This is a genomic window from Stenotrophomonas bentonitica (genome assembly GCF_013185915.1).
In the GTDB taxonomy this organism is placed as follows: domain Bacteria; phylum Pseudomonadota; class Gammaproteobacteria; order Xanthomonadales; family Xanthomonadaceae; genus Stenotrophomonas; species Stenotrophomonas bentonitica.
In genome coordinates this window covers 1,004,663-1,024,745 of sequence record NZ_JAAZUH010000001.1, presented here as the reverse complement: position 1 = coordinate 1,024,745, position 20,083 = coordinate 1,004,663, and the positions used below count along the sequence as shown (strand labels likewise).

The 20,083-nt window shown below is 67.7% G+C and carries 16 protein-coding genes, 1 tRNA gene and 1 pseudogene; 10 read left to right on the top strand and 8 right to left on the bottom strand.

Annotated features, from left to right (window positions below):
* Nucleotides 1–109 precede the first annotated feature (109 nt).
* The 4 genes from HGB51_RS04545 to HGB51_RS04530 all read right to left on the bottom strand — a co-directional run bounded on the left by HGB51_RS04545 (nucleotide 110) and on the right by HGB51_RS04530 (nucleotide 2,797).
* Nucleotides 110–1,150 carry a cupin domain-containing protein gene (locus tag HGB51_RS04545; RefSeq protein WP_070209381.1) on the bottom strand — a complete coding sequence of 347 codons (1,041 nt, stop codon included), beginning with the start codon at nucleotides 1,148–1,150 and terminating at the stop codon, nucleotides 110–112.
* 72 nt (nucleotides 1,151–1,222) lie between these two features.
* A complete protein-coding gene (locus tag HGB51_RS04540; RefSeq protein ID WP_070209380.1) occupies nucleotides 1,223–1,741 on the bottom strand; it encodes a DsbA family protein in 519 nt (172 codons plus the stop codon).
* On the bottom strand, nucleotides 1,738–2,247 hold the full coding sequence (locus HGB51_RS04535) for a redoxin domain-containing protein (protein WP_070209379.1): 510 nt from the start codon (nucleotides 2,245–2,247) through the stop codon (nucleotides 1,738–1,740). Before HGB51_RS04535 ends, HGB51_RS04540 begins: the two co-directional genes overlap by 4 nt.
* 31 nt (nucleotides 2,248–2,278) lie before the next feature.
* Complete coding sequence (locus HGB51_RS04530) at nucleotides 2,279–2,797, bottom strand: Dps family protein (protein ID WP_070209378.1); 519 nt, start codon at nucleotides 2,795–2,797, stop codon at nucleotides 2,279–2,281.
* 220 nt (nucleotides 2,798–3,017) lie between these two features.
* Between HGB51_RS04530 and HGB51_RS04525 the strand changes: the two genes are divergently transcribed.
* The 6 genes from HGB51_RS04525 (at nucleotide 3,018) to HGB51_RS04500 (ending at nucleotide 8,001) form a co-directional block, all read left to right on the top strand.
* The gene (locus HGB51_RS04525; protein ID WP_171966740.1) at nucleotides 3,018–4,493 is read left to right on the top strand and encodes a PAS domain-containing sensor histidine kinase; all 1,476 of its coding nucleotides are present in this window, start codon (nucleotides 3,018–3,020) and stop codon (nucleotides 4,491–4,493) included.
* On the top strand, nucleotides 4,490–5,122 hold the full coding sequence (locus HGB51_RS04520) for a response regulator transcription factor (protein ID WP_070208545.1): 633 nt from the start codon (nucleotides 4,490–4,492) through the stop codon (nucleotides 5,120–5,122). Before HGB51_RS04525 ends, HGB51_RS04520 begins: the two co-directional genes overlap by 4 nt.
* 62 nt (nucleotides 5,123–5,184) lie before the next feature.
* Entirely contained in the window at nucleotides 5,185–5,553 is a 369-nt protein-coding gene (locus tag HGB51_RS04515; RefSeq protein ID WP_070208544.1) for a response regulator transcription factor, read from the top strand.
* A gap of 214 nt (nucleotides 5,554–5,767) precedes the next feature.
* Entirely contained in the window at nucleotides 5,768–6,598 is an 831-nt protein-coding gene (locus tag HGB51_RS04510; RefSeq protein WP_070208543.1) for an alpha/beta fold hydrolase, read from the top strand.
* Between the two features lie 71 nt (nucleotides 6,599–6,669).
* On the top strand, nucleotides 6,670–6,831 hold the full coding sequence (locus HGB51_RS04505) for a hypothetical protein (RefSeq protein ID WP_171966739.1): 162 nt from the start codon (nucleotides 6,670–6,672) through the stop codon (nucleotides 6,829–6,831).
* Nucleotides 6,832–6,909: 78 nt separating this feature from the next.
* Nucleotides 6,910–8,001: an alpha/beta fold hydrolase gene (locus HGB51_RS04500; RefSeq protein WP_070208542.1), complete on the top strand. Its 1,092-nt coding sequence runs from the start codon at nucleotides 6,910–6,912 to the stop codon at nucleotides 7,999–8,001.
* Between the two features lie 94 nt (nucleotides 8,002–8,095).
* Here HGB51_RS04500 and HGB51_RS04495 read toward each other — a convergent pair.
* Nucleotides 8,096–8,171 (bottom strand) — tRNA-Ala (locus HGB51_RS04495).
* Between the two features lie 322 nt (nucleotides 8,172–8,493).
* Here HGB51_RS04495 and HGB51_RS04490 point away from each other — a divergent pair.
* Nucleotides 8,494–11,046, top strand: a complete 2,553-nt coding sequence (locus tag HGB51_RS04490; RefSeq protein WP_070208541.1) for a Cache 3/Cache 2 fusion domain-containing protein — start codon at nucleotides 8,494–8,496, stop codon at nucleotides 11,044–11,046.
* Nucleotides 11,047–11,174: 128 nt separating this feature from the next.
* Nucleotides 11,175–13,480: pseudogene (locus tag HGB51_RS04485) on the top strand (TonB-dependent receptor).
* Between the two features lie 44 nt (nucleotides 13,481–13,524).
* On the opposite strand, the gene rnd reads toward HGB51_RS04485, so the two are convergent.
* Nucleotides 13,525–14,607 (bottom strand): ribonuclease D, encoded by a 1,083-nt coding sequence (gene rnd, locus HGB51_RS04480; RefSeq protein ID WP_070208540.1) that lies wholly within the window; start codon nucleotides 14,605–14,607, stop codon nucleotides 13,525–13,527.
* An 82-nt stretch (nucleotides 14,608–14,689) separates the two neighbouring features.
* On the opposite strand from rnd, the gene HGB51_RS04475 reads away from it, so the two are divergent.
* Entirely contained in the window at nucleotides 14,690–16,585 is a 1,896-nt protein-coding gene (locus HGB51_RS04475) for a formylglycine-generating enzyme family protein (RefSeq protein ID WP_246233403.1), read from the top strand.
* A gap of 50 nt (nucleotides 16,586–16,635) precedes the next feature.
* The gene (locus HGB51_RS04470; protein ID WP_070208538.1) at nucleotides 16,636–17,553 is read left to right on the top strand and encodes a M48 family metallopeptidase; all 918 of its coding nucleotides are present in this window, start codon (nucleotides 16,636–16,638) and stop codon (nucleotides 17,551–17,553) included.
* Here the strand turns inward: HGB51_RS04470 and xseA are convergent, their stop codons facing one another.
* Both xseA and queG read right to left on the bottom strand, forming a co-directional pair.
* Nucleotides 17,554–18,888, bottom strand: coding sequence for an exodeoxyribonuclease VII large subunit (gene xseA, locus HGB51_RS04465; RefSeq protein ID WP_070208537.1), 1,335 nt, complete (start codon nucleotides 18,886–18,888; stop codon nucleotides 17,554–17,556).
* A 67-nt stretch (nucleotides 18,889–18,955) separates the two neighbouring features.
* Nucleotides 18,956–20,044 (bottom strand): tRNA epoxyqueuosine(34) reductase QueG, encoded by a 1,089-nt coding sequence (queG, locus tag HGB51_RS04460; RefSeq protein ID WP_070208536.1) that lies wholly within the window; start codon nucleotides 20,042–20,044, stop codon nucleotides 18,956–18,958.
* Nucleotides 20,045–20,083 lie beyond the last annotated feature (39 nt).

Here is a 20,083-nt window from a genome sequence, read left to right as displayed (position 1 = left end):
CGCGCGGTTGGCGACAGCGCCTCATCGTTCGAGGTCATGCCCCACCGGTCGTGGCGGAGTTATCGGCGGTCGATTGGGATGCGACCCTACCTCGGGAGCCAGAGCTGGATCATGTGGATAACGGGTCCAGCGCATTCCGACGCGCCACGATCAACGGGTCGTGCGTGGTCCGTGGGAAGGTTGGCAGCGCTGCCGCCTCCACGCCGAAGGTGGCCGCCAGCACGCCGGGTGCGAACGCGGTGGCGGCCAGGCGGTAGCCGACGTCGCCCGGGGTGGGCTGGTCGAAGAAGACCAGGAAATGCACGTCGTCGCCGAGTACTTCGATCTGGTGTGGGTAGGCGCGTGGAATGAAGTACACATCGCCCGGCTGCAGCAGGTAGGTGTCCACCGAGCCGTCCGGGTCCAGGATGCTCATCCTTGCCTGGCCGCGATGCACGTAGCCCAGCTCCGCCGTCTCCGGGTGCCAGTGCGGCTCACGCATGCCGTCGTCGGCGATGCGCAGCGAGTACATCGAGAGGTTGCGCAGGGCGGGCCAGAACTGCGTCCGCGACACCCGCGCCTGGCCGTACGGAAAGTCGACCGGCGGCGACTGCGCTTCGATGGCGAAGCGATGCGGGTCGGCGCGGTCGGCCTCTTCCGGCACCACCGGCGGTCCGCTGCGCTTCACCAGGTACGGCGAGCCGGTGTCGCGGGGCAGGGTGCTGAACGCCTTGCTATCCAAGTCGTAGGTGTTGCCCAGTACCGCGTCGGACATGGCACCGAACGCGGCGTGCAGCGAGAAGTCCTGCGGACGCTCATGGCTGAACACGATCACCAGCTCGGCGCTTTCTTCGCCGACGTTCTCGATGGCGTGCAGCGCGCCGCTGTCGATGTGGAACATCTCACCCGCGTGCACGCGCAGGGTGCTGACCGCATCGGCATTGCCCACGATGGTGATCAGCACGCTGCCGGCCAGCACGTAGCCAAGCTCGTTGGCATTAGCATGCCAGTGCGGTTCGCGGATGCTGCCGGGCGCCAGCAGCATGCGCTTGATAGACATCCGTTCCAGCAGCGGAAAGTCGTCGGCGTTGAGACGGCGGATCGAACCCAGGGCGTCGTCGTGAACGGTGGGGGCCGTCGACAACGACCGGACGTGGCGGGAAGTGGGCATTGCAGGATCCTATGCAGGTGCCGGCGCGCCCGGGTGGGGGAGGGGCGTGCCCCGGCGCGCCGGCGTAACAGGTCAGGCCAGTTCGGTCATGAATTCGATCAGGCTGTCCACATCGACGGGACCGTCGTAACGCGAGCCGTTGATGAACAGGCACGGTGTCCCGTTCACGCCGCTGCGCACGCCGCCCATGAAGTCGCTCTCGATCCGATGATCGAACGCCCCGTTGTCGGCGGCGTCGAGCAGCGCCTTGTTCAAGCCCAGCTCGCTGGCATAGGTCTTCAGATCGTCAGGGGCCAGTGCGTCCTGGCGCGCGTAAAGCAGGTCGTGCGCTTCCCAGAACCTCCCGCCCTCGGCGGCGGCTTCGGCAAAGCGGGCGGCGGCCAGTGCATTGGGGTGGCTTTCGGTAATGGGGAAGTTGCGGAACACGAAGCGCATCCGCGTGCCCATGGCCCGCTGCACCGCCTTGAGCACGGGGTACGCCGCCCCGCAGTACGGGCACTGGTAGTCGCCGTATTCGACCAGGGTGATCGGCGCGTCGCGCGGGCCCTGGCTGTGGTCGTTCGCGCTGACCGCTATGGATAGTCCTTTCATGATGCTGCTCCTGCAGGAAGTACGGCGGTGGAGGGAAGCTGCGCCAGCGCTTCAAGGATGCCGTCGGCGCCGGGATTGATGCCCAGGGGCGATATGTAGCGCCAGCGCACGATGCCTTCGGCGTCGATCACGAACAGCGCCCGTTCGCACACGCCGTCCTGCTCGCGGTAGGCGCCGTAGCGTCGGGCGACCTCGCCCTTGGGTTCGAAGTCGGCCAGCAGCGGAAAATGCAGGTGGCGCTCCCCGGCAAAGGCGGCGTGGCACCACACCCCGTCCACCGAAATGCCGACCAGCTGCGCGCCGCTGCGCTGGAACTCGGGCAGCAGCTGGTTGTAGAGGGCAAGCTGGTCGCCACAGACCGGGCTCCAGTCGGCGGGATAGAACGCCAGGATTACCGGGCGGCCGCGCAGTTCGTCCAGGCTCAGCCGCTGGTCGGGCGTGGCGGGCAGCTGGAACGGCGGCGCGGGGTCGCCCACCGGCGCGGCGCTGCGTGATGCGTTGCTCATGGCGGACTCCTGTGGGGGAAGGAAGCGTGGCTCAGCGGGTGGGGCGGGTGCTTTCGAACAGGAACCAGCTGCGGCCTTCGGCCTCGTCGATCCAGTTTTCGATCAGGCTGGCGGTGGCCACGTCGTTGTGCGTGTCGCAGACCTCGTGGGTGGCGCGCAGGAACTGGACCAGGCGGCGGTTGTCGTCGGCCAGCTCGGCCAGCATGTCCTGCGGGGTCACATAGTCGGCATCGTTGTCGAGCAGGCGCTGGATGCGGTGGATCTGCCCGATCGAGCGCAGGGTGGTGCCGCCGACCTTGCGGGCGCGCTCGGCGATGGCATCGGTGGTGGCGTAGATCTGGTCGCCCTGTTCATCCAGCATCAGGTGGTAGTCGCGGAAGTGCGGGCCGGACATGTGCCAGTGGAAGTTCTTGGTCTTCAGGTACAGCGCGAACACGTCGGCCAGCAGTACGGTGAGCGCGCCGGCGATGTCCTTGCCGGCCTGCTGGCTGAGGTCGGACGGGGTGCGCAGCGGGGCGGTCTGGCGTGCCTGCGGGGAAAGCTCGTTCATGGCGGGTCTCGGTAGCTGGGGTGGTGGGCCCGGTCCGCTGGCAGCGCGGTGGGGCCGACGGATCCAGACTAGGCAGGGGCGCGCGGCGCCGGTATTGCGCCATCGTTTTCCCGTCTCATACGTTGGTTTGGGCCGGGCGGCGGCGCATCCCTCTTTTGAGGGATCAACCGGACGCAAGGGCGGGGGATACTGCGCCCATCCCACCGAAGGTGACTGCGCGATGCCCGCCGGCCAGACCGTGCCCAGCACCCGCCCCGACCGCGAGCGCGTCGTCGGGGCCTCGCCGCGCCGCCGAACCCTGTTCCGCGTGGCGGCCGCCCTGTTGACCCTGGGCATTTTCCTGATCGATGTAATGAGCACGCTGGAAGGCGCGGTGGCGGTGCTGTACGTGGTGGCCGTGCTGCTGGTGGCGCGCACCGGGCGGCGCGGAGATATCGTCGTCGTGGCGATGGCCGGCATCGTCCTTACCGTGGTCGCGTACGTGGATTCGCATGGCGTGAACCATGTCGGCTCACAGACCTTCCGCGCACTGGTCAGCCTTGCTGCCATCGGCATCACCGCGCTGCTGGCGCTGCAGCACCAGCACGCCATGCAGCGCCTGCGTGGCCAGGCGATGCTGCTGGACCTGTCGCACGACATGATCTTCGTGCGCGACTGGGGCGGCGTAATCACGTTCTGGAACCGCACTGCTGCGCAGCTGTACGGATGGTCCGCGGACGAGGCCATCGGTGAGGTGGCCGATAGGCTGCTTTCCACCCGGTACCCGGAAGCGCGCGAGGCCGTGGAGGCCGCGCTGCTCGAACACGGCAGCTGGGAAGGCACGCTGGAGCAACGCACCCGCGAGGGGCAGTGGCGCGTGCTGGACAGCCGCTGGGTGATCCAGCGCGATGGCCAAGGGCGGGCCGTGGGCGTGATGGAGACCCATACCGATGTCACCGAACGCCGCAAGGCCGAGGATGCAGCTCTGCGCGCGCAGGCCGAGCTGGCCCATGCCACGCGCGTGGCCACCCTCGGCGAACTGGCAGCCACGCTAGCGCACGAGGTCAACCAGCCCTTGATGGCGGTGGTGACCAACGGCGAGGCCGGCCTGCGCTGGCTGCACCGCGACAGCCCCGACCTGCACGAAGTGGATGCGGCGATCAACCGCACCGTGGCCGAGGCACGCCGCGCCAGCGAGATCGTCAAGCGGGTGCGCGCGTTCCTGGCCAAGCGCAGCACGCCCCGCGAAACCCTGGATACCGCGACCCTGATCGACGACGCGGTGCGCCTGGTGCAGCACGAACTCAACCGCGAAGCGGTGCAGCTGCGCGTGGCCGTGGCCGGCAACCTGCCGCCGTTGCACGGCGATGCGGTGCAGCTGCAGCAGGTGCTGGTGAACCTGCTGATCAACGCCAGCCAGGCCATGGCCGGGCAGGACCACGCGCGCCAGCTGCAGGTGGACGCGCGCGCGGGTGCCCCGGGCGAAGTGGTCATCAACATCACCGACAGTGGCCCGGGCATTCCGGAGGACCATCTGGACACGTTGTTCAAACCGTTCTTCACCACCAAGCCGCAGGGCATGGGCATGGGTCTGGCGATCTGCCGATCCACCGCCGAAGCACACGGCGGGCAGCTGTCGGTCGACAACGCGCCCGGCCGTGGCGCGCGCTTCCGGCTGGTGTTGGCCACCCCGATCCACGAAGGCGTGCCGTCATGAACCGAACCCCTCCCCAGCCCCTGGTCGTGGTCGTCGACGACGACGCTGCCGTCCGCGACGCGCTCGACAGCCTGCTGCGCTCGGTGGGATTGCAGACCCGGGTGCTTGGGTCGCCGGCCGAGCTGCTGCAAACCGAACTGCCGGACATTCCCGGCTGCATCGTGCTGGATGTGCGCCTGCCCGGCATCAGCGGACTGGACCTGCAGGGTCAGCTCGCCGTGCAGGGCATCCATCTGCCCATCGTGTTCATGACCGGGCATGGCGACATACCGATGACGGTGCGCGCGATGAAGGCCGGCGCGGTCGACTTCCTGTCCAAGCCGTTCCGCGACCAGGACATGCTGGACGCGGTCAGCGCGGCGATAGAGCGCGACACCCGCCGCCGCCAGGACAGCGCCGCGCGCGGGTCGCTGGATGCGCGCTACGCCACCCTGACCAAACGCGAGCGCGAGGTGATGGCGCACGTGGTGGCCGGGTTGATGAACAAACAGGTGGCCGGCGAGCTGAACCTGAGCGAGATCACGGTGAAGATCCATCGCGGCAACGTCATGCGAAAGATGGGCGTGCGCGCGCTGGCTGACCTGGTGCGGCAGGCGGAAGCGCTGGGCGTGGGGCATCCGCCGGGCTGAGGGCGCTGGCCCAAACCTGTGTATGGTTCCCGGGCGCGGGCGGATCGGGCGAAAATGGAGCCATGAAGCCGATCTACCGCATTGCCATCGTTGACGACGATGACGGCGTGCGCCAGTCCCTCTCGAGCCTGGTACGCGCGCTGGGCCACGAAGTGCGCACCTATCCCTCCGCCACCGCCTTCCTCGCCGACGACGGCGACCCGCCGGACTGCGTGCTCACCGACATCCAGATGCCGCAGATGGACGGCGACCAGCTGCAGGCCGAGCTGCTGGCCCGTGGCTGCACCTACCCGATGATCTTCATGACCGGCTTCCCGAACGACGCCCTGCGTGCCCGCGTAATGGCGCGTGGCGCCCGCGCGTTCCTGGTGAAGCCGGTGGACGGTGAGGCCATGGCGCAATGCCTGGCTGAGGCGCTCGGCATAGCATGATGCCGGCCGGCACCAGCCACGCCTCGGCCGGGTAGGGTCGGTTCCCAAACGACCGCCGACCAGAATGATCCGTGCGACGAACGCATGACCCTGATCGGTAGCCGCTTACCATCCATACCTCGGTATGAGCCAGCGACCCAAGCGTACGATGTCGCGCTGCAACGCCTCCACCTAGGCTGTCCCTGCAGTCCCCACTACTCCAGGAGCAGCACCGATGAGCATCATCACCACCGCCGACGGCGTCGAGATTTTCTACAAGGACTGGGGCCCGAAAGGCGCCCAGCCCATCGTGTTCCACCACGGCTGGCCGCTATCCAGCGACGACTGGGACGCCCAGCTGCTGTTCTTCCTTGCCAAGGGCTACCGCGTGGTCGCCCACGATCGCCGCGGCCACGGCCGCTCCGCGCAGGTCAGCGAAGGCAACGACATGGACCACTATGTGGCCGATGCGGCCGCAGTTGCCGACCATCTGGACCTGAAGAACGCGGTGCATATCGGCCACTCCACCGGCGGTGGCGAAGTGGCGCGCTACGTGGCAAAGGCGGCTCCGGGCCGGGTTGCCAAGGCGGTGCTGATCAGCGCGGTGCCGCCGATCATGCTGCAGACCCCGGCCAACCCGGGCGGGCTGCCGCTGTCCGTGTTCGACGGCTTCCGCGCCCAGCTGGCGCAGAACCGCGCGCAGTTCTACCTGGACCTGGCCAGCGGCCCGTTCTACGGTTTCAACCGCACCGGCGCCGCCGTGTCGGAAGGCACCATCCGCAACTGGTGGCGGCAGGGCATGACGGGCAGCGCGCAGGCACACTACGAAGGTATCAAGGCGTTCTCGGAAACCGACTTCACCGAAGACCTGAAGGCGATCAACGTGCCGACGCTGGTGCTGCATGGCGATGACGACCAGATCGTACCGATCGCCGATGCCAGCCTGCTGACGATCAAGCTGCTGAATCAGGGCACTCTGAAGGTCTTCCCGGGCTATCCGCACGGCATGTGCACCACCCACGCCGACGCGATCAATGCGGAACTGCTGGCTTTCGTGGAAGGTTGACCCCTGCGTCACGCGCCAATGGCTAGGTTGTGGCCATGCCCAGACAGGGCTGGCCACAACGAGCGCGCACCATGAACACTGAAAAGCAGCCCGGCAAGCAGCAGGGCGTCAAGGAAGCCCAGCAGGACCGCAAGCAGGACGAGGTTGCCAAGACCCGCCAGGGGCAGACCGACGAGCAGATCCGCGAGTCCGAGAGCCGCCGTCCGCCGACCAAGGACAATCCGGAGGCGTGACACAATCGGCGTACCACCGCTGCCGTCACGGGTTGTACGCCGATGAAACATGGGATTGCCGGCCTGCTCTGCAGGGCCATGCTGATGCTGTTCGTTCCGCTCGCGGCGACTGCCGAAACCCAGGCGCCGTCGCCCGCCAGTCGCGCTGAAGCCACTCGTATTGTCGCCGACATCCGCAAGGTGGTGGCAGACAATGGCATCGAGCGGCTGGAGACGGTGCCTATCGGCGGTATCAACCAGTGGGTGTCGATTCGAGGCAGTGATCGACGTAATCCCGTCCTGCTGATGCTGCACGGTGGTCCGGGCTGGGTGGCAATGCCTACCAGTTGGTACTTCCAGCGTGGGTGGGAGGAATACTTCACCGTGGTCCAGTGGGACCAGCGCGGCGCCGGCAAGACGTATGCGTCGAATGATCCGACTCTCGTGGCCCCCACAATGACCCGGGAGCGCATGGTCGCTGATGCCGAAGAGATGGTGGCCTGGCTGCGCAAGGAGTTCGGCAAGGACAGGGTTTTCGTCCTTGGCCATTCCTGGGGGAGCTACCTGGGGCTGGAGCTGGCCCAGCGTCGTCCCGAATGGCTGCATGCCTATATCGGCATGGGCCAGATAACCAACGCGCCGGAAAGCGAACGTCGTGGCTGGGCGTGGACGCTGCAGCAGGCCAAGGCAGCCGGTAACGCGGAAGCAGTGGCCGAACTTGAATCGCTCGCGCCTTATGCGGAGGGCAACGCGCCGTTGCCACTTGAAACGCTGTTCAAGCAGCGCAAGTGGCTCAATCAGTACGGTGGCATGGTCCACAACCGCACCGGTGGGAGTGCCGAAGCCGCTGCCATCCGGCTTTCGCCCGAGTACTCCGACCAGGACGTGACCGCGATGTGGAAGGGCAACGACTTTTCCATGCAGCACCTGCTGTCCGGGGTACTCACCCAGGACATGAGCCAGGTGCGCGAGCTGAAGACCCCGTTGTTCCTGTTCCTGGGCCGGCATGACTACAACGTCTCGTCCGAACTGGCGGCCGAATGGTTCGAGACCGTGCGCGCGCCCAGCAAGCAGCTGGTCTGGTTCGAGCAGTCCGCGCACGAAGTGATGATCGAGGAGCCAGGGAAGACGCTCCTGACGCTTGTGCAGCAGGTGCGACCCATAGCCGAGCGGGCAGGGGACGGGCGGTAGGGTCTACGTTCGCCCCATCGGAGCACGAACAAAAAAGCCACCCGACGGGTGGCTTTTTCGTTTCGCTGCCATCCATGGGATGGCTGCGGGAATGTGGTGGAGCCAAGGAGGATCGAACTCCTGACCTCGTCATTGCGAACGACGCGCTCTCCCAGCTGAGCTATGGCCCCATGTGTGCTGCTACGCGGCGTGGGTGCCGCGATGGATCCAAGTGTAGCGCTGCGTGCCCCGCGCTGCCAAGAGTCTGACTACGGACTTCGAGGCCGTCGCCGTCTGCGGCAGCCATAGGCGCAACTTGAGAAATTTCGACCATTTCTGAACGGATCACCGGCTTCGTGAAGATGCGACCGGAGGACATCCCTTGTGGATCAATCACTTGGAGGAAACGAAAGGTCTATCGATTCTGTCTTTTTTTACGTAAAGAGGACCACTTCGGTGCCGATAAGAACTGTGACGAATCTCTCAATCCAATCCTCCCTCCGAGCTCCGACGATGACGACCCGTGCCGCCACCGTTTTCTCCACTTCCCTTGGCGCGCGCCTCGCGCTGCTGATGGGCCTGATCACCACCCTGGCCTTCGTGGCGCTGGCCGTGCTGATCTACCGCCAGGCTGCCACCAGCTATCAGCAGCGCGTTGAAGCCGGGCTGCAGAGCTCGACCGAACTGATGCGCGACTCGGTCGAGCTGTACGACCGCAGCCTCAGCGACAGCACCGAGCGCATGGCGGGCATGTTCCGCGCCATGCTGCCGACCGGTGAGGTCAGCGTGGACCCGGCCAAACAGGTCGCGGTAGGCGAGCGCCAGACCCCGACCCTGCGATTCGGCAAGGAGGTGCTGAATCTGCAGGAGGGCGCGGTGGATCGTTTCGCCGAAGCCACCGGCGGTGGCGTGGCGACTGTATTCGTACGCGACGGCGATGATTTCGTGCGCGTCTCCACCTCGGTCCGCAATGCCGAAGGTGCCCGCGCCATGGGCACCGTGCTCGACCACGCCAGCCCGGCCTATCCGAAGATGCTGGCCGGCGAAGGTTTCACCGGTCCGGTACGGCTGTTCGGCGTGGATTACATGACCCACTACATGCCGATCAAGGATGCCGCAGGCGAAGTGTCCGGCATCGCCTTCGTCGGCCAGAACTACACCGAAGGCCTGGCAGCACTGAAAACCCGCCTGCGCGAGTCCAAGCTGGGCAAGGAAGGGCAGTTCCTGGCGGTCAACACGCGCGCCGGCGATCAGTTCGGCACTGTGGTGGCCGCCACTGCGGGCGAAGGCGAGATGCTATCGGCGCTGGTGGACCCGGCCGACCAGGCGGCGTTGGAGGCGCTGCTGACCGGCAAGGCCACGCAGGCCACGCTCAACCTGCGCAGTGCAAAAGACGCCCCGGCCACGCCGTACTTCGTCAGTGCGCAGAGCTACGGCCCGTGGCAGTGGACCGTGCTCGGCCTGGAGCCGACCTCGGTGCTGCAGGCGGTGCTGCATAAGTTGATGGTGCAGATCGGCGTGGTGTCCGGGCCCGGCCTGCTGGCGGTGATCGTGGCGCTGATCGTGGTGGTCCGTCGCGTCATCAGCGCGCCGCTGGCCCGGGCCGGGCAGGTCGCGCGGGACGTGGCCGCCGGCCGCCTGGACCAGCGCATCGTGGTGAACAGCCAGGATGAAGTAGGCCGCCTGATGGGCGCGCTGCAGCAGATGCAGGACAAGCTGCGCGAGATCATCCAGGCGCAGAACGAAATGAGCCAGCGCCACGCCGAGGGCACGATCAGCCACCGCATCGACGCCAGCCGCTTCGAGGGTGAGTTCGGCACGATGGTGGCGGGCACCAATGAACTGGTGGACGCGCACATCTCGGTGAAGATGCGCATGGTCGAACTGGTCCGTCGCTACGCCGATGGCGACCTCTCGCAGTCCATGGAGCAGCTGCCGGGCGAGAAGGCCCGCATCACCGAAGCGGTCAATGGCGTGCGCGACCGCCTGCAGGCGATCAATGGCGAGATCAAGCACCTGGTCGCAGCGGCGGCCGCTGGCGACTTCAGCGTGCGTGGCAATGCCGAGGCCTACCAGCACGACTTCCGGGTGATGGTCGACGGCCTCAATACCCTGATGGTCACCGCCGACCGCAACCTCAGTGCGCTGTCCGGTCTGTTGCGCGCCCTGGCCCAGGGCGACCTGCGCGGGCGCATCGACGGCCAGTTCCAGGGCGTGTTCGCTACCATGCGCGACGATGCCAACGCCACCGTGGCGCAGCTGACCGCCATTGTCGGCGGGATCCAGCAGGCGGCGGTGTCGGTGGCGACCGCGTCGGCGGAGATCGCGGCCGGCAACGACGACCTGTCGCGCCGTACGGAGCAGCAGGCCGCGAGCCTGGAAGAGTCGGCGGCATCGCTGGAAGAGCTGACCGCTGCAGTCAAGCAGAACGCCGACCACGCCCGCCGTGCCGACCGTCTGGCGTCTGAAGCGGCAGAAGTGGCGGTGCAGGGCGGTACTGCCGTGGCCCAGGTGGTGGAGACCATGAGTGGCATCGAGGCGTCATCGCGCCGCATTGCCGACATCACCACGGTGATCGACGGCATCGCGTTCCAGACCAACATCCTGGCGCTCAATGCCGCGGTGGAAGCCGCACGGGCGGGCGAAGAAGGCCGAGGGTTCGCAGTGGTCGCTTCGGAAGTGCGCGCGCTGGCGCAGCGTTCGGCCAGCGCGGCCAAGGAAATCAAGACGTTGATCGAAGCGTCGGCGGCCCAGGTCGCTGACGGCAGCGAGCTGGCGCACCAGGCGGGGCAGACCCTGCAGCGCGTGGTGGCGTCGGTGGGCGAGCTGGGCGGGCTGATCGAAGAGATCGCCAGCGCCAGCCAGGAACAGGCGGCAGGGATCGAGCAGGTCAACCAGGGCATCGTGCAGATGGACGGTGTGACCCAGCAGAACGCTGCCCTCGTCGAGGAGGCTTCGGCCGCTGCGCGCGCATTGAACGCGCAGTCGTCCGAGCTGCAGCAATCGGTCGGGCAGTTCCGCCTGGCTGACGCGCAGCCCGCGCGCATGGAGCGCGTTGCGGCCTGATCGGGTGCAGTGGCGTCTGCGATGGGGAGTCGCAGACGCCACTGCCGGGTCAACGTGGGCTTGAAACTCGTTTGAAACATCGGCGCAATATCGTGCCGCATCTCAAACGCGCTACCCGAGCCCACAGAATGTCTTCCCATCACACTGTTTCCGTTTCGACCCTGCGTCAGCCGCGCCCGCATGCACTGGCGCTGGCGTGCACCGCGCTGCTGGGTCTGAGTGGCACCGCGCTTGCCCAGGATGTCAGCCCGACCTCGCTGGATGCCATCACCGTCACCGCGGACCACCGCGAGCGCAACCTGCAGGACGTGCCGGTCTCGGTCGGCGTGGTCCAGGGCGAGCGCCTGCGCGAGTTCACCGCCGGTGGCGACGACACCCTGCTGGCGCTGAGCGGCCGCGTGCCGAGCTTCTACGCCGAAACCACCACCGGACGCATCTTCCCGCGCTTCTATATCCGTGGCCTAGGCAACATCGACTTCTACCTGGGTGCCTCGCAGCCGGTCTCGATCATCCAGGACGACGTGGTGCTGGAGCACGTGGTGCTCAAGTCCAATCCGGTCTTCGACGTGGACCAGGTGGAAGTGCTGCGTGGTCCGCAGGGCACGCTGTTCGGCCGCAACACCACCGCCGGCATCGTCAAGTTCGACAGCATCAAGCCCAGCCAGGACTACGCCGGCCGCGTGCAGGCCAGCTATGGCAGCTACGGCAGCGTGGCGGTGGACGGCGGCTTCGGCGGCCCGATCAACGACATCGCCTCGTTCCGCGTCTCGGCGCTGTACCAGCACCGCGATGATTACGTGGACAACACCTACACCGGCCCCAGCGCCGACGGCACGGTGGCGCCGAAGAAGAACGCGATGGGCGGCTTCGACGACCGCAACGTGCGCGCCCAGCTGCTGCTGCAGCCCAGCGAGGCCTTCTCGCTGCTGGCCTCGGCGCATGCGCGCGATTACGAAGGCACCTCGACCCTGTTCCTGCGAAGCGCGATCACCAAGGGCTCCAACCGCGTGGACGCGCCGCGCGATCAGGTGGCCTACGACGAAGCCGACAACAACCCGCAGGCGTACAAGACCTACGGCGGCTCGCTGAAGGCGATCTACGACTTCGGCAATGTCTCGTTGACCTCGATCACCGCCTACGAACCACCTCCGGCTACAGCCGTGGCGACACCGACGGCGGCGCGGCGGTCAACTTCCCGGTCAACGGCGTGCCGAACGGCTATGGCCAGTCGATGGGCCAAGTCCGCGACCTGGACCAGTGGACCCAGGAAGTGCGCCTGGCCAACGCCGACGACAACCGCCTGAAGTGGCAGGTCGGCGCGTACTACTTCGACGGCCGCGACACCACCGACTTCTACCAGCGCGCCTGGTTCCTGCAGGGTGCCGCGCGCAACCCGAACAACTGGGTGCGCCTGCGCAACACCAACACCTCGTTCGCCGGCTTCGGCCAGCTCAGCTATGACGTGACAGACAGGTTCACGCTGACCGCCGGCCTGCGCCAGACCCGCGACGAGAAGCGCACGCGCCTGCTCAAGACCGCCGACACCGCCGCCGGCGTGGTCACCTACCGTGGCCGCACCGACGTGGAAATGTCCGACACCACGCCGAGCTGGGACCTGAGCGCGATGTACGCGTTCAACCCGCAGGTGAGCGTGTATGCCAAGGTGGCACGCGGTTTCCGCGGACCGACCATCCAGGGCCGCTCGGCGGTGTTCAACGCCGACTTCACCACCGCTGATTCGGAAACCATCCTGTCGTGGGAAGCAGGCGTCAAGAGCAGCCTGTGGGACAACCGCCTGCGCCTGAATGCCACGGCGTTCACCTACACGGTCAACGACATCCAGCTCAACGGCAACGACTCCAACGGCAACGGCGTGCTGTTCAATGCCGACAAGGCCAAGGCCTACGGCCTGGAAGCGGACATGGAGCTGCGCCCGATCCCGAACCTGAGCCTGACCGCCGGCGTGAGCCTGCTGCACAGTGAGATCCAGGACGACCGAGTGTATGCGCAGGTGTGCGCGCTGAACGGCGTGGTGGTGTGCACGGTGAACGACCCGACCATCAAGGTGGGTGCCAACACCTTCGCGCAGATCAATGGCAGCCCGCTGCCGAACGCGCCGAAGTACAACCTGAACTTCGCCGCGCGTTACGACTTGCCGGTGAACGACAGCGACGCGGTGTTCATTTCCACCGACTGGAACAAGCAGGGGTACACGAGCTTCGTGCTGTACGACACTGCCGAATTCAATTCGAAGGGGAGCTTCGAGGGTGGGTTGAAGTTGGGCTACTCCGGCAACTATGGTGCGTGGGAAGCGGCGCTGTTTGCGCGCAACATCACCAACGAGAAGAACCTGAAGGGCGTGATCGAGAACTACATGGCGGCGGTGTACAACGAACCGCGGACCGTGGGGGTGTCGTTGAACCTCAATTGGTGATGCGTTGAATGCAAAAGGCCCCGCGCGAGCGGGGCCTTTTCATTTCAGGTGGCCGATGGCAACAACGGCGCCAGCACCGGTTCCAGCATTGCCTGGCGCCAGCCGGCCAGGGCCTGCGGCCACTTGCGGCTTTCCAGGTAGCTTTCCAGGTGCTTGCGCGACGCCAGTACGCCGTCGGGGAGGCCGAGTTCGGCGGTGCGCGCGCTTACCGCGTCCTGCAACCGCTTCAACGCCTGCTTGTTGGCATCGTTGGCAGGCAGCGCCAGCGGGGCCTCGGCTTCATCATGCAGGGGGGTGTCCAGCGCGTCCCACACCTGCGTGGCGAGCTTGCGCGGCGCCTTCGGGAACCCTTCCATCACCTTCGCCAGTGCGGCCGCGTCGGCCGGTGGGGTGCGGGCGAGCAGGGCGGCCAGCTCGTTGTCCAGGATCCAGCTGCGCGGCTTGTCGCTGGCACGCGCCTGCACATCGCGCCAGCGCAGCAGGCGCAGCAGGCGGCGCTGGGCAGCCGCGTCCATGAACTGCGCCGAGCGCATCGCCACGTGCGGCCAGCGCTCTTCATCATGCTCCACGCTGGCCAGCAGGCGCTCGGCGTCGTCCTGCAGCCACTGGCGGCGGTCGAGTTCGGCCAGTTTCGCTTCCTCCACGTCGTGGATCGCGAACAGGTACTCCACGTCGTCGGCGGCATATTCCAGCTGCGCGTCCGACAGAGGGCGGCGCATCCAGTCCGAGCGCGTCTCGCCCTTTGCCAGGGTCACGCCGGTGATCGCGGTGACCAGCTTCTGGTAGCCCATGCCGCCGCCGATCCCCGCCAGCGAGGCGGCGATCTGCGTATCGAACAGCGGCCGGGGCAGCACGCCGCAGGCCACCTTGAAGGTGACCAGGTCTTCGCTGGCGCTGTGCATGACCTTGGTGATCGAGGTGTCGGCCAGCCACTTGGCCAGTGCTTCGTTCATGCCCGGGATGAGCGGGTCGATCAGCAGGATCTCGTCTCCGACCGCCATCTGCACCAGGGCCAGCTGCGGCCAGTAGGTGCGTTCGCGGATGAATTCGGTGTCCAGCCCGATCCGGGTGGGGCGCTGGCGGTAGCGCTCGTCCAGTTCCGCCGGGGTTTTGATCCAATAGGCCACGTAGGGGTTCCGTCTACTGCAGGTTTGCTCAGGTGAGGGAGAATAGCCTAACGTCGAACCTGCCCCGCCGAAGGATCCCGAATTGCGTATTCCAGGCCCCGCCCCGTTGTTGCTGGCCGCGCTGCTGCTGGCCACGACCGCGTGCTCGCCCGACACGCCTGCGCCGACGCCGCCAACGGCGCGCCAGGCCGAGCCGGCGAAGCAGAAGGCACCGGCCAAACCGGCCAAACGCGCCGCCCCAGCGCCGGCCCAGGTCACCATTGGCGGTGAAGACGCGGCCGAGACCGCGCAGCGTTGGCAGCCGCCGGCGGTGGTCATTGCCGACGACGGCGTGGCCCAGGCGCGGCGGGATGCGAACAAGGCCCTGGCCGAAGACCGGCTGTATGCGACGGCCGCCGATGCCATTCCGATCTGGCTGGCGCTGCTGGAGCGCGACCCGAAGGATCGCCAGGCCCAGGCCGGGCTGGCCAAGGCCCGCCAGCGCCTGCTCATTGACGCTTCGGCCCTGCTGGAGCGCCCGCTGAAGCAGCGTGAGGCGGTGGCCGAGGCGGGCGAGATGGCGCTGGTCCTGCTGACCCTGGCGCCCGACGATCCCAAGGTGCGGCAGCTGCAGTCCCGCGTGGAACTCGCGCAGCGGGTGATCGCCTACAACCGTGCGGGTGAAGACGACCTGCGCGCCGACCGGGTCGGCGAAGACGGCGACGGCGCCATTCCCAACTTCCGCGAGGCGCTGGCGCTGCAGCCCGACAGCCCGCGTGCGCGGCAGGGCCTGGCCGCGGCCGAAAGCGCGCTGATCCGGCGCGCCGAAGCGGCCGCGCGCAGCGCCGACTTCACCGCCGCCGGGACCTGGCTGGCCGAAGCGGCCAAGGTGCGCGACTCGGCGCCGACCATTGACGACGCCTTCGAGCGGATCGAAGCCATCCGTGCCCAGACCCTGGTTCGCCTCCGCGACCAGGGGCTGCGTGACCTCGCTACGCCGCAGGGGCTCAAGTCCGCACGGGAGAAGCTGGAAGACGCACTGCGCATCGCGATGCCCGGCGATCCGGTGGTGGGCCAGCTGCGCGAGCGCATCGAGCTGGCCACCCATTACGGCAGCTTCCGTCCGCGCCAGGTGTTCAGCGACGCGCTGCGCGACGGCGGCCGCGGCCCACAGATGATCGTGGTCCCGCACGGCGGCTTCCAGATGGGCGCGGGCGACAGCGAGCTGGGCGCCAGCGATGCGGAAAAGCCGGCCCATTACGTACGCTTCGAGCGCGGTTTCGCCATGGCGATCACCGAAGTCACCGTGGCCGACTACCGTCGTTACGTGCAGGCCAGCAACGCACGCCCGCGCGCCACCCGGCGCGGCCATTCGATCATCTACGACGAGCGCAGCGGCAACTTCACCCGCAGCAGCGGCGTGGACTGGCGCTCGGGCTACGACGGCACCCCGGCCATCGCCAACTCGCCGGTGATGCACGTCAGCGTGCGCGATGCCGAGCATTACGCGATGTGGCTGTCCGAACAGACCGGGCGCTCCTACCGGCTGCCCAGCGAAGCCGAATTCGAGTACGCCATGCGCGCCGGGACCAGCGGCCGGTATCCGTGGGGCAACGAGGGCACGCCGCCGCCGTTGTCGGGCAACTTCACCGGCGGCGAAGACGTCTCGCCGTCCGGCCGGCGCTGGTTCAACGCCTTCGTCGGCTATGGCGACGGCTGGTGGGGCCCCGCCCCGGTGGCCACCTTCGAGCCCAACGCCTGGGGCCTGCACGACATGGCCGGCAACCTCAGCGAGTGGGTGGCCGACTGCTGGCATGCCAGCTACCGGCGCGCCCCGGCCGACGGCCTGGCCTGGTTCAACCCGGGCTGCCGGCAGCGGGTGATCCGCGGCGGCAACTGGGCCAACGCGCCGGAACAGACCCGGGCCGCCTGGCGACAATCACAGGATTCGGACACGACCAGCGCCAGGATCGGGTTCCGCCTGGTCCGGGGTATCTGACCGGGCGGATTTGGCGGTAGCATTTCCCTCAACCCTCAGGAACCACCAGCATGCGCAGCGATCCCTTCGGCGGTCAGCAGCAGCAACGGGCACGGCGCCCGGGTTTGTTCGGCAACATCCGCTGGTGGGTCCTGCTGGCGTTTGCCGGCTATGCCGCGTTCTACTGGTTCTCCAACCGCAGCGTGGACCCGTACACCGGCGAAAGCGTGCTGATCGACAGCTCGCTCGATGCCGACCAGGAAATGGCGATGGGCCTGCAGGCCTACCAGGAAATCCTGCAGCAGGAACGCCCGCTGGACCCCAACGCGCAGGTCTCGCGCGATGTGCGCGCCATTGCCGAACGCCTGATCCGCAAGGTCGACGTGGTGGAGACTTCGCTGGCGCAGGAACACGGGTTGAAGCCGGCGCACTTCTCGCGTGACTTCCAGTGGGAGGTCAACGTCATCCAGTCCGACCAGGCCAACGCGTTCTGCCTGCCCGGCGGCAAGATGGCGGTGTACACCGGGCTGGTGCCAGTGGCCCAGACCCAGGACGCGATGGCGGTGGTGATGGGCCATGAGATCGCGCACGCGCTGCTGCGCCATGGCGCCCAGCGCATGGCCCAGCAGAAGCTCACCCAGATCGGGCAGATGGCCGGTGCCGCCAGTGGCATGGACCCGGGGCAGCAGCAGATGGTGATGTCGGCGATGGGCTATGGGTATCTGTTGCCCTACGCGCGCAGCCATGAAACCCAGGCCGACGAAGTGGGCCTCATGCTGGCGGCGGCCGCCTGTTTCGACCCGCGCGAAGCGATACCGCTGTGGGAACGCATGGGCCAGGCCAGTGGCGGCCAGGCGCCGCCGGAATTCTCGTCCACGCACCCGAACCCGGGCACCCGCATCCAGAACCTGCAGGCATTGATGCCAAAGGCCATGGAATACCGCCAACGGTTCTGCGAAACGGCCGGTGGGTCGGCCGCCATGCAGTGATCAACGGTCCTTGACCACCACGTCGATCACCCCGTCCTGCACCCGCGCCTGCAACGCATCCCCAGGCGCCACATCCAACGGCGACCGCACCAGGCGGCCGTCGTCTTCCCGCGTAAGAATCGCGTAACCGCGCGCCACCGTCGCCAGCGGGCTCACCGCTTCCATCGAACGCGCCAGCGCGCGCAGGCGCAGGGTGTCGCGCTGCAGCTGCCGGGCCATCGCTGCTTCCACGCGCGGCAGGGCGCGCTGCAGTCGCTGCCCCAGCGCATCCAGCTGGCGTTGAGGGTGGCCGTTGCGCAACACCACGGCGGCATGCCGCAGGCGCGCCAGGCGCCGTTCGTGCTGCTGCTGCCAGATGCCGGCCAACCGGCGCGCCAGGTCCTGCTGGCGGCGCTGCAGCAACTGCAGGCGGTTCTGCGGGCTCTGCGCATTGAGCCGCAGCAGGGCGCGGTCGGCGCGCTGCATGGCCTGGCCCAGCCCGTGCCGTTGCAGCTGCACAAGTCGTGCCGCCTGGCGGCGCAGGCGCAGCTGCAGATCGCGCTGGTCGGGCACCAGCAGTTCGGCCGCTACCGACGGCGTCGGTGCGCGCAGGTCTGCGGCGAAATCGGCCAGGCTGAAGTCGGTTTCGTGGCCGACCGCCGACACCACCGGCGTCGTACTGGCGGCGATCGCGCGCGCCAGCTGCTCGTCGTTGAATGCCCACAGGTCTTCCATCGAGCCGCCGCCACGGGTCAGCAGGATCACGTCGTAGCGGCCGCTGGCGTCGGCACTGCGCAGCAGCGCGGTGATCTGCGCGGCGGCGCTGTCGCCCTGCACCAGGCTGGGCAACAGGTCCACTTCCAGCAGGGGGAAGCGTCGTTCCAGCACGCTCAGCACGTCGCGCACGGCCGCGCCGGTGGGCGAGGTGATCACCGCCAGCCGGCGCACGTGGGCGGGCAGGGCACGCTTGCGTTCGGGCGCGAACAGGCCTTCGGCTTCCAGCCGCGCCTTGAGCTGCTCAAAGGCGCGGCGCAGTGCGCCTTCGCCGGCTTCTTCCATGTGGTCGAGCACCATCTGGTACTCGCCGCGCGCTTCGTACAGCGTCAGCCGGCCGCGGGCGAGCACGCGCATGCCTTCGCGCGGCACGAACTTCAGCCACTGGCTCTTGGGCTTGAACAGGGCCGCACGGATCTGCGCGCGCGCGTCCTTCAGGGTGAAATACATGTGGCCGGAGGCGGGGCGGGTCACGCTGCCCAGCTCGGCTTCCACCCACACCGACGGGAACGAGCCTTCCAGCAGGTCGCGGGCCAGGATGTTGAGCTGGCTGGGCGTGAGGATCTGCGCGCTGCGGTCCATGACGGGTCAAACGGTACGAACGGGCGTCCATGGTCGCATGCCCGGGCGCGCGGCGTGCAGGCGGCGGTCAGCCGGCGTTGCCGCGCGTGGCGTGCTGCTGCAGTGCCCACTGCACGTGCTCGCGCACCAGCGCGGAGGAGTGCTCAACGCGCGAGTGCAGCGCGGCCAGGGTCTCGGCATGGCCGGGCGCGTTGCCCAGCGCCACCGCGATGTTGCGCAGCCAGCGTTCGTGTCCGCTGCGCCGGATCGGGCTGCCTTCGGTGCGGCGCAGGAACTCGTCTTCTTCCCACGCGAACAGTTGCGCCAGGCTTGCCGTATCCAGATCATTGCGCGCACGGAAATCCGGTTCGTCGGTGCGCCGCGCGAACTTGTTCCAGGGGCAGACCAGCTGGCAGTCGTCGCAGCCGTAGATGCGGTTGCCCATCGGCACGCGCATGTCTTCGGGAATGGCGCCATCGTGTTCGATGGTCAGGTAGGAAATGCAGCGCCGCGCGTCGAGCCGCTGCGGCGCGATGATGGCCTGGGTCGGGCACACGTCGATGCAACGCGTGCAGGTGCCGCAGTGCGCGGTGGCTGGGGTGTCCACCGGCAGCGGCAGGTCGATGTAGATCTCACCCAGGAAGAACCACGAGCCGCCGTGGCGGTCGATCAGGCAGGTGTGCTTGCCGATCCAGCCGAGCCCGGCATTGCGCGCCAGGGCACGCTCCAGCACCGGTGCCGAGTCGACGAAGACCCGGTAGCCGAACGCGCCGATCTCTGCCGCCAATGCGTCGGCGAACTTCTGCAGGCGGTTGCGCATCAGCTTGTGGTAATCGCGGCCCAGCGCGTAGCGCGCCACGTAGGCGCGGTCGCCGTCGTGCAGGGTGTCCCAGGCCTGGGTGTCGTCCTTGTGGCCGTAATCCATGCCGACCGAGATCACGCGCACGGTGCCGGGCAGCAGTTCGGCCGGGCGCGCACGCAGGGTGCCATGGCGCGCCATCCATTCCATGGTGCCGTACAGGCCTTTGCCGAGCCAGTCGGCCAGATGTGCTTCGTCCTCGCCCAGTTCGATGCCGGCGATGCCGCAGCGCTGGAAGCCGTGTTCGCGCGCGAGTGCGCGCACGCGCTCGGCAGCGCGTGGCAGGTGGACGGGCGTGGGCAGGGGAACCGCGGACATGGCGACAAGTATAGAATCCCGGCATGTCCGAGCTTGCTG

Bases quoted from the DNA above. Each gene is read 5' to 3' on its own strand.
- xseA (WP_070208537.1), bottom strand. From the start codon at position 18,888: ATGGACCGCAGCGCGCAGATCCTCACGCCCAGCCAGCTCAACATCCTG.
- HGB51_RS04540 (WP_070209380.1), bottom strand. From the start codon at position 1,741: ATGAAAGGACTATCCATAGCGGTCAGCGCGAACGACCACAGCCAGGGC.
- HGB51_RS04520 (WP_070208545.1), top strand. From the start codon at position 4,490: ATGAACCGAACCCCTCCCCAGCCCCTGGTCGTGGTCGTCGACGACGAC.
- HGB51_RS04490 (WP_070208541.1), top strand. From the start codon at position 8,494: ATGACGACCCGTGCCGCCACCGTTTTCTCCACTTCCCTTGGCGCGCGC.
- HGB51_RS04500 (WP_070208542.1), top strand. From the start codon at position 6,910: ATGCTGATGCTGTTCGTTCCGCTCGCGGCGACTGCCGAAACCCAGGCG.
- HGB51_RS04545 (WP_070209381.1), bottom strand. From the start codon at position 1,150: ATGCCCACTTCCCGCCACGTCCGGTCGTTGTCGACGGCCCCCACCGTT.
- HGB51_RS04525 (WP_171966740.1), top strand. From the start codon at position 3,018: ATGCCCGCCGGCCAGACCGTGCCCAGCACCCGCCCCGACCGCGAGCGC.
- HGB51_RS04505 (WP_171966739.1), top strand. From the start codon at position 6,670: ATGAACACTGAAAAGCAGCCCGGCAAGCAGCAGGGCGTCAAGGAAGCC.
- HGB51_RS04470 (WP_070208538.1), top strand. From the start codon at position 16,636: ATGCGCAGCGATCCCTTCGGCGGTCAGCAGCAGCAACGGGCACGGCGC.
- queG (WP_070208536.1), bottom strand. From the start codon at position 20,044: ATGTCCGCGGTTCCCCTGCCCACGCCCGTCCACCTGCCACGCGCTGCC.
- HGB51_RS04535 (WP_070209379.1), bottom strand. From the start codon at position 2,247: ATGAGCAACGCATCACGCAGCGCCGCGCCGGTGGGCGACCCCGCGCCG.
- HGB51_RS04510 (WP_070208543.1), top strand. From the start codon at position 5,768: ATGAGCATCATCACCACCGCCGACGGCGTCGAGATTTTCTACAAGGAC.
- HGB51_RS04515 (WP_070208544.1), top strand. From the start codon at position 5,185: ATGAAGCCGATCTACCGCATTGCCATCGTTGACGACGATGACGGCGTG.
- HGB51_RS04530 (WP_070209378.1), bottom strand. From the start codon at position 2,797: ATGAACGAGCTTTCCCCGCAGGCACGCCAGACCGCCCCGCTGCGCACC.